Origin of the sequence: Pedobacter sp. BG31, assembly GCF_042464845.1 — a bacterium.
In the GTDB taxonomy this organism is placed as follows: domain Bacteria; phylum Bacteroidota; class Bacteroidia; order Sphingobacteriales; family Sphingobacteriaceae; genus Pedobacter; species Pedobacter suwonensis.
On record NZ_JBHNZK010000023.1, the window covers coordinates 18459 to 32354 of the forward strand.

Sequence of the window (13896 nt, forward strand, 5' to 3'; positions counted from 1 at the left end):
ATCCATAAATCTGACAGCTTGGCTGATTTACGTTTATGGCAAAATAGTTGAGATTAACACAAAAAAATTCAGCCTTATATTATGTTTAATAAGAAGAAAAATAACGATAAAGAAGAAAATATAATGAATCCTGAAAACACATCAGAAAATGCTGCGGAAAACGTAGAAAATACTGATGCCACCGCAAATGAGACTGAGCAAGCACCGGAATTAACCGCCGAAGAGAAATTGCAGGCGGAGGTTCAACAGCTTAACGATAAATACCTGCGTTTATATGCAGAATTCGACAATTACAAACGCCGTACACAAAAAGAGCGTGTAGAGTTGTTACAAACTGCCGGTAAGGACGTAATTGTTTCGCTTTTACCTATTTTAGATGATTTTGACCGCGCATTAAAGGCAATGGAAAGCGCTACGGAAGTGGCTCCTGTTAAAGAGGGTATTTTGTTGGTGAACAATAAATTGAAAAGTACTTTAGCACAGAAAGGCTTAAAAGATGTAGAAAGCATTAACCAGCCTTTTAACACGGATTTCCACGAAGCTATTACCAATATCCCTGCCCCTACTGAAGATTTAAAGGGTAAAGTTATAGACGAAGTTGAAAAAGGATATACCTTAAATGATAATGTGATCCGCTTCGCGAAAGTAGTAGTTGGAGCATAAAAATAATTATTGAATGACCGAATTTGAATGATTGAATTGATATTCTTTCATTCCATCACTCAATCATTCAATCATTTTATAAAAAAAGATGAGTAAAAGAGATTATTACGACGTATTGGGCGTAACCAAAAGCGCAGGTGCTGACGAGATTAAGAAGGCTTACCGTAAAATGGCGATCAAATATCACCCGGATAAAAACCCGGGAGATAAAGCTGCTGAGGATAAATTTAAAGAAGCTGCAGAAGCATACGAAGTGTTAAGCAGTCCTGAAAAGAAACAGCGTTACGATCAGTTTGGCCATGCCGGTGTAGGCAGCAGTGCCTCGGGCGGTTACGGCGGTGGAAGCATGAACATGGATGATATCTTCAGTAATTTTGGAGATATTTTTGGTGGCCATAACCCATTCGAGAGCTTTTTTGGTGGCGGCGGCGGTGGCCAGCAACGTGGCGGACGTAGAGTAGCTAAAGGTTCTAACCTGCGCATCAAAGTTAAATTAACGCTTGAAGAAATTGCCCATGGTGCAGAAAAGAAAATCAAGGTTAATAAACTGATCGTTTGTAAAACCTGCGACGGTTCCGGAGCAAAAGATAAATCGTCTGTAAGTACCTGTGGCACCTGCGGTGGCAGCGGCCAGGTACGCAGGGTAACCAATACCATTTTAGGTCAGATGCAAACTGCATCTACCTGCCCTACCTGTAACGGAAGCGGCCAGCAAATTACTGCCAAATGTAATGTATGCCATGGCGACGGTGTTGTGCGTGGCGAAGAAACCATTACCATCAATATCCCTGCAGGTGTAAGTGAAGGTATGCAACTGAGCATGAGCGGCAAAGGAAATGCGGCACCAAATGGCGGCATTCCGGGAGATTTAATTATCTTAATTGAAGAAATTCCACACGAGACCTTAAAACGCGAAGGTAATAACGTAGTTTACGATTTGCATTTAAGTTTTGTTGATGCTGCTTTAGGTATGAGCATCGAAGTACCAACCATTGATGGTAAAGCCAAAATTAAAATCGACCCTGGTACCCAAAGCGGAAAATTATTGCGTTTAAAAGGCAAGGGTTTACCAGAAGTTAATTCTTACCATAGAGGCGATGAGATTATCCATATCAACATCTGGACACCAAAAGCTTTAAGCAGCGATGAACGGAATGTTCTGGAGAAATTACGCGAATCGCCTAACTTTAAGCCTCAGCCAGGTAAAAATGATAAGAGCTTTTTCGAAAGAATGAAAGAATACTTTGAGTAATTAATCCAATATAATGGAGAAGCCGATGTTTTTAGCATCGGCTTTTTTATTTTTAAATTATGTTTAAAGTTTTATTGTAAGCCGGAAGACGCCGCGAAGCAAAATCTTTTAAATTCGTTGGATAACTCAGTACAAAGATCTCTCCACTCTGCGTTGCCCCGGTCGAGATGACCATCCTATCTGAATTTATCATTCGTAGCTTGCTTTAACTTCATTTTTAAGACTTTTAAATTTTCTTCAAGCTCAGTATAAACTAGCAGTAACAAAACAAAGTTATCAGGAAGCAGGATTTATTACCCAACCTTTTTTAAAACCTAATCCACAAAATTGTTGTAAGCAGAACGCATATTATCCTGGTGGCGAACCAATTCTTCGATATTGTAATCGGTTAGCTGACCAGAAGCGGAAGCATCGCGCATCATTTTTCGTGCAGCAATTAAATAGTCATTTAATCTTTCATTGAAATTTTTAAAATAGCCATCCTTCCCAGGATATTTTGTTGCATCTGGTGCAGCCATAGCAGCATGTTTTTGATACTGTTCCTCAAGGGCCTGATAAGCGGCTTTAGCCCTGGCCTCTATGGATTTATAATTTTTAGTGCCTGCCATTAATTTGGTAAACGCGGCGGTCGCACTACGGTCGTCCTTCAGCGCATATATATATTCCTTTAAGGGATGCGTTTTTAAAATTACCCGCTCTGCATCATCTCCGATCAGGTTTAGCTTGGCCAAAACCAAATCATCATATGTATAGTACTTTTTACCCATGCTGTAAATAGAATCTACCAAAGTTTTTCCCTTAGTCCCCTTATCATCCTTCCAGTCTTCTGCCTTGATGTATTCATCTAAAGATTTGTACGTTTCTTTGATCTTATCCAATAAACCGGTCATTGTGGTTACATTTTCTTTAAAAAATTTCTGATCATCTTTATTTAGCGCATTAGGCGGGGTATCAGGCTTTAGCTTGTTGCTGCTGGTTGTTGGTATCGAAAAAGGCTGGATTAAACCAATGAAAGCAAAATGATCGCCTGGATTTTGCAGCCCTTTTTCAATTTTAACGATGTTATTTTCGATACGTTTGATGTAATCGTTGTTTTTATCCGTAAAACTTACCATTACATTATTATATTCAATAATGGCATTTACATCTTTTTCATCTGCTTCGGCGTAAGCAGTTTTAGCATTATCGTCTTTTTTATTATCATTTTTACAGGCCGTAAAAGAAAGGGTAAGCGCAAGCGCTGTTAATTTTAAGATCGTTTTCATAGTATAAATTGTTTTCATAAATCCGATCCCCGATCAAAGCAATTTTTAAACCAAAAAGCGGTAAAAAATCAAGAGTTTTATGATTTTGGTATCTTGTTGCTGTCTTCCAATTATTTAAATTGATTAGGATTAAGGTTACTAAAACGGCAAGAGGGTATTAATGAATATGGAAGAATTTTGCAAAACCTTTAAAAAGCATCCCATTGCCTGGACACTATTTATAATTTTTGTTGTTGGATGGCTTTTACCCTTAGTCGGTATGATTTTTCTTGATCCACCATCAGAAAAATTTACGTATCAGAAAGGTCAGCACAATCCTACTGTAGGACTATTTACAGTATCTGTATTTTACTTCCTTATCAATCTTACTTTAGGTTTTATAGGTAAAAAAAACAACATCTATTTAAAACTATCTGCTTATATTGGTATCAGTTCTGCCCTTTTTATGGCTATATCTAACGGCTTATAAACCTTTCTCTCTAAAGCCTGTTTTCTACATATGAAATGGAGAATTGGTTGTTCAGGTTTTTATTACCGTGAATGGAAAGAGGTTTTTTATCCAAAAGGCCTGGCACAAAAAAATTGGTTTAAATACTATTGTTCGCATTTTAACACCATAGAAATTAATTCTACTTTTTACAAAATGCCCACTCAAAAATCGTTCAGTAAGTGGTACGATGAAAGTCCGGATGATTTTTTATTTACGATTAAGGTCCCGAGATTAATTACACATTACAAACAGCTTCATGAATGCCAACAACTCTTAATTGATTTTTACGAGACGATTCAAGCCGGACTAAAGCAAAAATTGGGCTGTGTACTCTTTCAGTTTCCACCAAAGTTTGATTACAGTGTGGAACGGTTAAATTTATTAATTGAAAATTTAAAAACCGATTTTAAAAATGTGGTAGAATTTCGTCACATCAGTTGGTTTGATGAAGAAATTTATCAAAAATTAACAAAAAACAATATTACCTTTAGCGGACAGAGTTATCCTTCTGCCCTGCCAGACGAGACAATCCAGAATACAGACACTATTTATTACCGTTTTCACGGAAAACCGGTATTGTACAAATCTGAATATGATCTGAACACAATTAAGGAATTCAAAAATCAGATTAATGATGGTAATGAAGTATTTGTTTATTTTAACAATACCTGGGGTTTTGGGGCATTGCATAATGCAAAACAATTGCAAGACTTAGTGAAATAGCCCTGTTTGTGGAGTTAGATGTTACTATTTGGCTCCTTCGATCATATGAATAAAGCAACAATTTAGAAGGTACCCGGCTATTTTTGCCTAAAACCCGCAAACCCACATAAAATAAACCTGATAGTAGTGGTATTTCGCTTTACTAAACCTTAATTTAGCACGAACATTAACGAAATTTAAGGGATAGCAGGACTATCAGGACCGAAGCATTACTGTAACTGCTTTCCAAAAAATAAAACAAAAGATATGCGTGTTGCCGTTATCGATCTTGGAACCAATACCTTCCACCTACTCATTGCTGAAACGGCAGAAGAGCAGCCAGAAATTTTATATAAAACCAATGTACCTGTCAAATTAGGAGAAGGGAGAATCAACGATAACACGATCATTCCGGCAGCGTTTAAAAGGGGAATTGATTGCCTTAAAGATTTCAGCAAAACCATTGTTAACTATCAGGTTGATTTGGTGAGGGCAACGGCAACATCAGCCGTCAGGAGTGCTGAAAACGGGAAAGATTTTGTTAATGCCGTAAAAGAACAGGCCGGAATAAAGATCGAAATAATTAGCGGTGATGAGGAGGCTGAACTGATTTATCAAGGCGTAAAACTGAGCGGTGCTATACAGGAGCCATCATTAATTATGGATATTGGTGGCGGCAGTGTGGAGTTTATTCTGTGCGACAGCGAAAAATTAATCTGGAAGAAAAGTTATAACATCGGTGCAGCAAGGTTAATGCAAAAATTCTTTAATTCTGATCCTCTTTCCGATCCAGATAAACAGCACATTCTTTTTCACATCCAGCAACAACTGACAGATCTTTTCGCAATCTGCGAAAAATATAAACCACAAATTTTAATTGGCTCAGCCGGTGCATTCGAAACATTTGCCGAATTGGTTTCCGGAAAGCATCACCAAAATATCGCCGTTGAGCAGTTAAAAACGTACCTGTTTAACTATGATGATTATATTGACATTTCATTAAAGCTGATCAACTCTACACACCAGCAGCGCGTAGAAATGCCAGGTATCATTCCATTAAGGGTTGATATGATCGTTATAGCGGCCTTAATTACGAATTACGTATTGGGCAGAGCCAAAATAAACCGGCTAATGCTCTCTTCCTATGATTTAAAAATGGGGATCCTTGCCAGCATGATGTAAATATCAAAAGTCATAATTCCGCCTATAATATCGCATTAAACTTAGTCTATAGTGAGCAGAACAAGATGGAGAAAGTACTTTGATATGATACATTCAATTCAATTGAGATACTCCGACAACTCGTTCCAAAACTTCTGAATCTACCTTTAACTTTATTTACAATTATATATTGATGAACGTATCATTTTATCAAATCTATAGTTTTCATGCTGTTGTTTTCTTATATGATGAAATCTCAAGAAAATTTCACAAAGGCTTTTTAAATAAACTTCAGGAGTTCATTATAAAGCTTTTCTGTTGGCAAGCCCATTACATTTGTATACGAGCCTTCTATGCGTTCTACTACGACAATACCCCACCAATCTTGTACGCCATAGCTACCCGCCTTATCAAAAGGTTTATAATGATCGATATAGAAATCAATTTCTGCTGCTGTAACGGCCCTGCAGTAAACTATGGTACGATCATAAAAGGAATGGATCTGACCTCCCCCGGCAAGCGTTACCCCGGTAAAAACCTCGTGTTTACTGCCCGATAGCTTAGTTAACATTTCCTGTGCATGTTTCCTATCCGCTGGTTTACCCAAAATTTCACCGTTTAAGGCCACAATCGTATCAGCAGTAATCACAATTTCGTCATCAGCTGTAAAGGCTTTTGCTTTTTTTTCAGCAATATAAACCGCAATCTCTGCCGGGCTTAAATCACCAGGATAGCTTTCGTCCACATCTTTCAGTTCAACTTTAAAAGTTAAGCCCATAAGTGTTAAAAGTTCTTGCCTGCGGGGCGATTTAGAGGCTAAAATGATTGGCGGAAACTGAACTGGCATATTTTATTTTTCTGCTAAAATAAGAAAAGCGACATAAAGCCGCTTTTCTTATTTAATATTTTATAAGGATTAGTTATTTCCACCACCTTGCCTGCGTTTTTCCATTTCAGCACGTTGTTCTTTTTGCCAGGCTTCGTAAGTCTTTTTCTGATCATCAGTTAATACTGCATTTACTTTTGCATCATTATCAGCACGCATTTTTTGCATTTTCTCTCTCATTGCATCCCGATCGCCACCACCCTGCATTTCTTCGCGCATTTTTTTCATGGTTTCGGCTTGCTCGGTAAAAACAGCGGTGAGTTTCGTTTTCTGATCATCAGATAACTTTAACTTTTCATCCATCAGTTTTACCCTTTCTTCAGGTTTCATCATCATTCTACCTGGTCCACCACCTTGTTGTGCATTAGCGAAACCCGCTATGCCTAGCATTAGTCCGCAAATCATCATTAATTTTTTCATTTTGTTCTTTTGTTATTTTTGGTTCAAATTGAGTTTATTGGAGTGGAGAAGAAAATGAAAGTTTAAAGACACCATGTAACTTAGCTGTTGCAAAAAAAAGGCTAATCTTTTAACAATAACACGGGTACGTGCGATTTAATAGTTAACTTCTGTGATACACTTTCGTGCAACAGGCTTTCAAAAAAACTATATTTCTTTGGAAGTGCAATGATCAACTGCGCTTCTTCGCTTTTTGCAAATTTTACAATTCCTTTAATGGTATCCGGATGATCGGCGTAATGGTAATCAGGTGAAAAATCTTTTAACATTTCATGCAAAATATGTTCTTCCTGCAAGTCAATAGCTTGGCCAGAATTGATATTAAGTACCAGAAGTTTTAGGGCGTGTTTGCTTAAGATATTTTTTAGCGACTGTACAGGCATTACTTCTTTAACTTTTTTAAAATCGCAGGCTAAAACAGCTTTACGGATAGAATGATAATCGGCTTTAGGCGGTACGACCAAAACCGGCACCGGGCTGGATTTGGAGATTTTAATGGCATTAGAACCTATATCACTCTCATCTTTGGCTTTTTTTCCATTGCTGCCAATAATAATCAAATCTATTTCTTCCTTATTAACCCGATTGATGATTGATCTCAATATGGTTTCCCTTGTTAAAGAAACCTCAATTTCGGCATCCGGATTAATCTCCAACATTTTTAACTTCAGTTTTTCAAGCGCTTCAAGCCTGCGTGTCGTTTCATCAGCAATATGTTCGTCTGTGGTGACAATTAAATCAGGTGTCGGCAGGATGCTTTCGTATGTCGAAACATAATAAGCATTAAGCAGTATAATTTTAGCGTTCGCCATTGCGAAACTTAATCTGGCCGCATATTTCGCAGCATGATCGGCTGTTTTGGAAAAATCGACAGGTACAAGGTAATTACTCATATCATAAAAATTATGTTTTCAAAACACAATTTAATCAATCGATTGATTAAATTGATTAAACAAATTTCGTTTATAATGTGATGTATTGCAAATTTTGGATGTAGAGATTTATAATGGTAGCGTCATTCTACCTTTGTAATGATCAAATTGAAGTTAACAATGGTTGATCAATCTATTTTCCTGAATCGGCAGCATTTGGATTTTCGTCGTACCATTTGCCCTGCACTTTCATTACCTTCTCGATAATATCACGCACAGCAGTTTTGCCGCCTTTGTAAGGAGAAATGAATGTGGATATTGCTTTTATTTCTTCCACGGCATCAGCCGGGCATGTTGGAAGGCCTACCAGTTTCATCACTTTTAAATCAGGAATATCGTCGCCCATGTAAAGGACTTCCCCAGAAGTGATGTTCTTATCCTGAAGATATTGATTAAAAACGGCTACCTTATCTCCTGTCCCCAGGAAAACATCGGTGATACCCAGATTTAAGAAACGCTTTCCCATGGCGATACCATCGCCACCAGATATAATGCAAACATTATAGCCCTTTTTAACGGCCAGCTGCAGGGCATAACCATCTTTAATGTTAAAAGTGCGTAAAGATTGACCGCTATCAGTAACCTGAACTGATCCATCTGTAAGCACTCCATCGACGTCAAAAATGAAAGTGGTGATTTCTTTTAATTTCTGAAGAAACATATTTAGCTGGGAGTTTGGGGCTTGGAGTTAAGAGTAGAATGGGGCTCTAGACTCCAAACTCTTTACTCCAAACTAAGTTACTGGTTATCTCTCCATTCGTAAACCCAGGCAGATTGAATTTGCTCCAAATGGCCTTCGTTGCTTTCTTCACGGGTTCCTTTAAAATTAGGCAAAGATAAAACCCATTCTAAAAGTTCGGTAAAGCGAACGCGGTAGATCCTGGCTTCTGTAAAATCATCACCGAATTTCTCATATAAAGACATGGCAATGTCTTCATAATCGTTCCAGTAAAAAGGTAAAGCAAATTTATCGTTATTCATGTTTTGTTCGTTTGTTGTTATAAAGTTGAATGTTTTAATGTTGTAAAGTTTCAGACCCCAAACTAAGGACTCTAAACGCTAAACTAACTAGTGTCCCATAAAACCAGACTGATCTGGAATGGTTACTTCAATATCGCCGTTGATTACCACACACTGGCAGCCTAAACGCGAAGTAATTTTCGGACGAACAGCCCTATCAATAAAGTCTTCTTCCTTGTCAGAAATCTCTTCGATATTATCCATTCCCTTAGTTACATACACATGGCAGGTACTGCAACCGCAAACGCCTCCGCAGTTGTGCTGTAATTCGATCCCATTATCCAGGCAAACATCTAAAACAGATTCTCCTGCTGCTATTGGTAATTCAATAGATTCGTGATCTGCTTCTTCAAAATTTATTTTCAGTTTAAAAATGCTCATAATTATTTTGCAAAAGTAATAAGCAAAAGCCGTAATTATGCTATTTCAGCGTTAATTTTATGCTATTGCTCAATGTTTGATAAATGTTCTGCAATTCGGGCATATCGGTTAACATGCTCAAATGCTTATTTAATGTACTTTCGTCAGCTCTGATTGCTGGCCCGGTTTGCACATCTCCCGGCAGGTTGCTCATTACCTTATTGGCTGTTTCTGCAATCAGTGGCCTGATGATTTCGAAGTCCAACTCATTCCGGCTTAAAATTTTATTGGCCAGGGCGTATAGGTGATTAGGGAAATTACAGGCAAAAACCGCCGCAAGGTGCAATACTTTCCGCTTCTCTCCATTTAATTCATACACCTCCCGACTTATTTTAGCTGCGAGATTTTTTAAAATCATTAATTGCTTTTCGCCGTTTGCTTCAATACAAAGCGGAACGTTTTCAAATAAAACTTCTCTATCTTTTGAGAAAGTTTGCAGCGGATAAAAAACGCCAGCGTGCTGAACTTGTGATGATAAAATACCGATATCGGTAGTACCAGAGGTATGCACCACCAAGCCCGTAACATGTTTCAATGATTTTGCAACGCTTTCAATCGCATCATCCTTTACCGAGATGACATACAAATCAGCCTGTTGTTCAAGTTCAGTAAGATCGTTTATGCCAACAGCCCCTATTAAATCAGCTAATGATCTTGCATGGTCTAAATTCGGGCTGTACACCTGTATTACATCTTCACCATTTGCTTTAAGTGCTTTTGCCAGGTTTGTGGCAACATTACCCGACCCCAATAAAACGATCTTCATGGTTTATACAGTTTTGGCCTCTTTTCTCCTTCTGAAAATTGAAAGCAAGAAACCCACCACCATTACAATGGTTCCAGCCCAGTATAAATTGATAAAAGGAAATTCTATGGCTTTGAAAACTACCCAGTCTTTAGCCTGTTGTGGTTTCTCAAAAATTTGAAGCTCTACTTTTTTCTCATCAGGTAATACATTCGAGAAACGGAATTTCAAATCTAATTCATCTATCTTACGTGCAAAATCAAAAGTATTGTTGCCTTTAATTAAGAAAATAGGCTCTGTGTTATAAATTTTTCCTGCAGCGTTAATTTCTAAAGGTAAACCCACAGCATAATCGCCTTGTGCAAGTGCTAAATCTTTGGCTGTTGGTTTTCTATCCAAATCTTTAACCGTAACCACTCCGCTGGAGGTATGAATGGTATCACCTACCGAAACCTTAACAATACGTGGTGCTTTATAATTCTCATCATCAGAATGTCCTTCATGATCGTCATGAGCAGTTTGTTTAACTGCTGCACTGGTAATGTGCGTGTACACATCATAGGTAAGATAATGTTTGGTATCAGGAGAAGCAATTAAACCCATTTTTTCATTATCCTGAGTATGAGGGTGCAAATTAAAATCTTCCTTAATCTTACCGTCTTTATCTACAACCTTAAAATTAAGCGTATAAAAAGTATTTGGAGCCTGAGTTGTATCGCTAACATAAGTTACCGTGTACTTACCCATTTTTTTAGGCTCATTTTTATACAACATGATATTCTCTCCAGGCTTTTCTGTCTTTTCAAAATCCTTTACCGGAATAAAATTATTGGCATTAATAGATAAAGGTTTATTAGTAGCGGCAGAAATTAAAGCACCCAAAATCAAGAAAGCAAAACCGATATGCGCAATCGCTGAGCCTGCTAACTTTGCCTTGCCACCAAAGGCCTGGTACAATACGCCAGCATTTGAAAGCACCGCAAATAAACAGCTGAAAGTAATCAGGATGTACATGGTATTGGTGTAAATTTCAGCCACATACACTAAACCTGCTGTTAATACGATAGAAAAAGCAATTACAGATACCAGACTGCTATAAAATTTGCGCGGATCGGTTCTCTTGTATTTTAAGTACTGAGAAAAACCCGAAATCAGGGTAATTACCATTGCGAAAGGTGCCTGCCACTGATTATAATATTTCACAGCATCAACAGGCGGTGTAAAATTAGTACCAAAGGCCTTGTTAAATACCGGAACTGAAGTAGAAAAAATAACCTGAATACAAGCAATGGTTACCACCAAAGCACCAATAAACATCCAGAATTCGCGCGAATAGGTTTCCTCATCCTTGGTTGTGATCGGCAATTCTTTCCAACGCTTGATAATCAAAGCAACAGCTAAAACCGCGAAAACCACATTGTATAACACCAAATGGCCAAACATCCCCATATCGGTAAATGAGTGAACTGAAGTATCTCCTAAAATTCCGCTTCGGGTTAAAAAAGACGCGTACAATACCAATAAAAAACTTAGGAATACCAAAGCAATTGCAGTAAAATAGGCATGCCCGGTATTTTTATACGCAATCATCACGTGTACTGCACCAATTAAGGTTAACCACGGAATCAATGAAGCATTTTCAACAGGATCCCAAGCCCAGAAACCACCAAAGTTTAACGCCTCATAAGCCCAGAAAGAGCCCATGATAATACCTGTTCCTAAAACCATCAGCGCAAAAAGCGTCCATGGCATAGCGGGCTTAATCCACTCTTTATATCTTTTTTGCCACAAAGCTGCAATACCGTAAGCAAAAGGAACAACCATGCTGGCAAAACCTAAAAACAAGGTTGGCGGGTGAATCACCATCCAATAATTCTGCAGCAATGGATTTAACCCCTTTCCATCGGTAATGAACTTCAGGTAGTTCTTATAATTTTCAGGGTTTGCAAAAACCACAGGTGCCTGTGCTTTTAAATCTAATGCATCTCTTAACAGGATAAATGGAGAACTTCCGATGCGCTCGCCAAAAATCTCTACACCTAAAAGCATAGAGGTTAAAAAAACCTGAGAGAAAGCAACAACGGTCATCACAGGGCTTTCCCATGATTTAGCCTTCCAGATCAATAATGTACCTAAAAAGGATTGCCAGAAAGCCCAAAGCCAAAAACTACCTTCCTGTCCTTCCCAAAAGGCAGATATGATATAGTAAACCGGAAGTTGTTTAGAAGAATGGGATTGAACATAATAGTATTCAAAATAATGACCAAGTACCAGGTAGAATAACACGGCACCGATGCAGATAATACTGGCAAAATTAATCAGATATCCGATCCGGCCTAAGTTACGCCAGGATTTTTCTGTTAAGTTTTTATCGCGACTGGCAAAAAAGTACGATATAGTTGATAGTAATGATGCACTAAAAGCCAGTACAATAAAAAACTGTCCGATTTTACCTGGCAACAGGTGTTCGCCTACAAATTGAATATCCATTAAAATTAGTTATATTTTTTCTCGCCGTACTTACCTACAGTGTCTACTTTGCCATCTTTATTAATCTCTACCAGATTATCATTATACTTAGAAGGGCATTTCATTAAAATTTTTGAAGCGTAAAATTTGTCCTTATCCATTTTACCGATAAGCACCAATTTTTCTGATTTTTCGAAATCCTGCGGTTTGGTACCTGCGTAAATAACCTCCCTCACCTCTCCTTTCTCATCTTTCATATGGAAAGAAAAGCGGTTCGCATCTTGTACTGCATCATAATGCGTACCCATCGATTTTACCCAATAACCCATCACATGCTCTTCTTTTTCAGAAAGGGCTGCCTGTTTAAAATTAGAATAGGTATCAGTATTCGCATTTAAGCTAAATAAAATTCCTACAGAAATTGCGATGGTAATCAATCCAATGATGGCACTTTTTTTCATGGTTATACTGGTTGTAAAAACTGGCAACAAAGATAGAAAAATAGGCTTAGCCAGCATTCTTTTACATTTTTCTTGTCTTTATATTGACAATCAGCTGATTTTTGAGACTAAATATTTTTTCCGGACCAGGTATTTATAATCAATCTAAACGAATATTTGAAATCATTTAAAAGTTTGTATCGAAATTATTAAGTTTGGCCTTTCAGATAACCATTTCTTTGCGCATTTTACCGTAAAACATTAACCGGATTAATATGAACTTGAAACAGTTTTATAAACTTTTGTTCTTTATTGTTTTAATACCGCTTTTAAGCTCGTGCTTTGAGGTAATTGAAGAGATTTCGATAAAAAACGATGGAACCGGAGATGTTGTGCTGACTATCAACCTAAGTCAAAGTAAAACCAAAGTAGCTTCGGTCATGCTGTTAGATAGTGTACAGGGTTACAAAGTACCCAGTAAACAAAAAATACAGCAGGAACTAAACGAAGCTGTGGCTTATTTAAAAAAATCGGAAGGTATTTCTAATGTAAAAAGCACAAGCGATTTTAATAATTACATTGCAACCGTTAGTTTCTCTTTCAAAGATGTTTCCAATATCAACAACATCACCAAAAACATTCTGGCGAGGCAAAAAATAAAGGCAACCAATACTTCATCTTACCTCTACAATAAGGCCAGCAAAACCTTTAGCCGTAAATACCAGGCCATCGGCAATGCCAAAACAGCATTCAATAAGTTAAAAGCAAAAGACAAATCTGTTTTTAACGGCGCCACCTACACCAGCATCTATCGTTTCGAGTCGGCTGTAACAAGTAGCAGCAATCCGGCATCAAATGTATCTAAATCTAAAAAAGCAGTCATGTTAAAAAGCAGCATTACTGATTTAATAAATGGCAAAGTTAACGTATCCAATACTATCCAACTTTCTAAATAAACTTACCCTGTATTTTGTCGAAAGGGCAATGCATGG

The 13896-nt window shown here is 37.7% G+C and carries 16 protein-coding genes; 6 read left to right on the forward strand and 10 right to left on the reverse strand.

From position 1 onward, the window contains the following. Window positions 1-81: 81 nt before the first annotated feature. Together ACFE6N_RS20745 and dnaJ are read left to right on the forward strand one after the other, a co-directional pair. Window positions 82-663 carry a nucleotide exchange factor GrpE gene (locus ACFE6N_RS20745; protein WP_378939665.1) on the forward strand — a complete coding sequence of 194 codons (582 nt, stop codon included), beginning with the start codon at window positions 82-84 and terminating at the stop codon, window positions 661-663. Between the two features lie 88 nt (window positions 664-751). Beyond that, window positions 752-1915: a molecular chaperone DnaJ gene (gene dnaJ, locus ACFE6N_RS20750; RefSeq protein ID WP_293744466.1), complete on the forward strand. Its 1164-nt coding sequence runs from the start codon at window positions 752-754 to the stop codon at window positions 1913-1915. 314 nt (window positions 1916-2229) lie between these two features. On the opposite strand, the gene ACFE6N_RS20755 is transcribed toward dnaJ, so the two are convergent. After that, complete coding sequence (locus tag ACFE6N_RS20755; RefSeq protein ID WP_378939667.1) at window positions 2230-3180, reverse strand: hypothetical protein; 951 nt, start codon at window positions 3178-3180, stop codon at window positions 2230-2232. Window positions 3181-3340: 160 nt separating this feature from the next. Between ACFE6N_RS20755 and ACFE6N_RS20760 the strand changes: the two genes are divergently transcribed. The 3 genes from ACFE6N_RS20760 (at window position 3341) to ACFE6N_RS20770 (ending at window position 5554) form a co-directional block, all read left to right on the forward strand. Further along, complete coding sequence (locus tag ACFE6N_RS20760; RefSeq protein ID WP_378939669.1) at window positions 3341-3649, forward strand: hypothetical protein; 309 nt, start codon at window positions 3341-3343, stop codon at window positions 3647-3649. 30 nt (window positions 3650-3679) lie between these two features. Beyond that, window positions 3680-4393 carry a DUF72 domain-containing protein gene (locus tag ACFE6N_RS20765; RefSeq protein WP_378939671.1) on the forward strand — a complete coding sequence of 238 codons (714 nt, stop codon included), beginning with the start codon at window positions 3680-3682 and terminating at the stop codon, window positions 4391-4393. A 246-nt stretch (window positions 4394-4639) separates the two neighbouring features. Next, window positions 4640-5554 (forward strand): exopolyphosphatase, encoded by a 915-nt coding sequence (locus ACFE6N_RS20770; protein ID WP_378939673.1) that lies wholly within the window; start codon window positions 4640-4642, stop codon window positions 5552-5554. 259 nt (window positions 5555-5813) lie between these two features. On the opposite strand, the gene ACFE6N_RS20775 is transcribed toward ACFE6N_RS20770, so the two are convergent. The 9 genes from ACFE6N_RS20775 to ACFE6N_RS20815 form a co-directional block, all read right to left on the reverse strand. Continuing rightward, the gene (locus tag ACFE6N_RS20775) at window positions 5814-6380 is read right to left on the reverse strand and encodes a Maf family protein (protein ID WP_378939675.1); all 567 of its coding nucleotides are present in this window, start codon (window positions 6378-6380) and stop codon (window positions 5814-5816) included. Window positions 6381-6449: 69 nt separating this feature from the next. Next, entirely contained in the window at window positions 6450-6839 is a 390-nt protein-coding gene (locus ACFE6N_RS20780; protein ID WP_090981903.1) for a Spy/CpxP family protein refolding chaperone, read from the reverse strand. 101 nt (window positions 6840-6940) lie between these two features. Further along, window positions 6941-7771: a universal stress protein gene (locus tag ACFE6N_RS20785; protein ID WP_378939678.1), complete on the reverse strand. Its 831-nt coding sequence runs from the start codon at window positions 7769-7771 to the stop codon at window positions 6941-6943. Window positions 7772-7943: 172 nt separating this feature from the next. Beyond that, window positions 7944-8471 carry a KdsC family phosphatase gene (locus tag ACFE6N_RS20790; protein WP_378939680.1) on the reverse strand — a complete coding sequence of 176 codons (528 nt, stop codon included), beginning with the start codon at window positions 8469-8471 and terminating at the stop codon, window positions 7944-7946. A gap of 77 nt (window positions 8472-8548) precedes the next feature. Beyond that, entirely contained in the window at window positions 8549-8791 is a 243-nt protein-coding gene (gene iscX, locus ACFE6N_RS20795; RefSeq protein ID WP_090981895.1) for a Fe-S cluster assembly protein IscX, read from the reverse strand. An 87-nt stretch (window positions 8792-8878) separates the two neighbouring features. Next, entirely contained in the window at window positions 8879-9211 is a 333-nt protein-coding gene (locus ACFE6N_RS20800) for a 2Fe-2S iron-sulfur cluster-binding protein (RefSeq protein WP_025143142.1), read from the reverse strand. A 40-nt stretch (window positions 9212-9251) separates the two neighbouring features. Beyond that, a complete protein-coding gene (locus tag ACFE6N_RS20805) occupies window positions 9252-10016 on the reverse strand; it encodes a Rossmann-like and DUF2520 domain-containing protein (RefSeq protein WP_378939683.1) in 765 nt (254 codons plus the stop codon). A 3-nt stretch (window positions 10017-10019) separates the two neighbouring features. Beyond that, window positions 10020-12485 carry a heme lyase CcmF/NrfE family subunit gene (locus ACFE6N_RS20810; protein WP_378939685.1) on the reverse strand — a complete coding sequence of 822 codons (2466 nt, stop codon included), beginning with the start codon at window positions 12483-12485 and terminating at the stop codon, window positions 10020-10022. Between the two features lie 5 nt (window positions 12486-12490). Then, window positions 12491-12925, reverse strand: coding sequence for a cytochrome c maturation protein CcmE (locus tag ACFE6N_RS20815; RefSeq protein ID WP_145855931.1), 435 nt, complete (start codon window positions 12923-12925; stop codon window positions 12491-12493). A gap of 254 nt (window positions 12926-13179) precedes the next feature. On the opposite strand from ACFE6N_RS20815, the gene ACFE6N_RS20820 reads away from it, so the two are divergent. After that, on the forward strand, window positions 13180-13860 hold the full coding sequence (locus tag ACFE6N_RS20820) for a hypothetical protein (protein ID WP_378939687.1): 681 nt from the start codon (window positions 13180-13182) through the stop codon (window positions 13858-13860). Window positions 13861-13896: the final 36 nt, after the last annotated feature.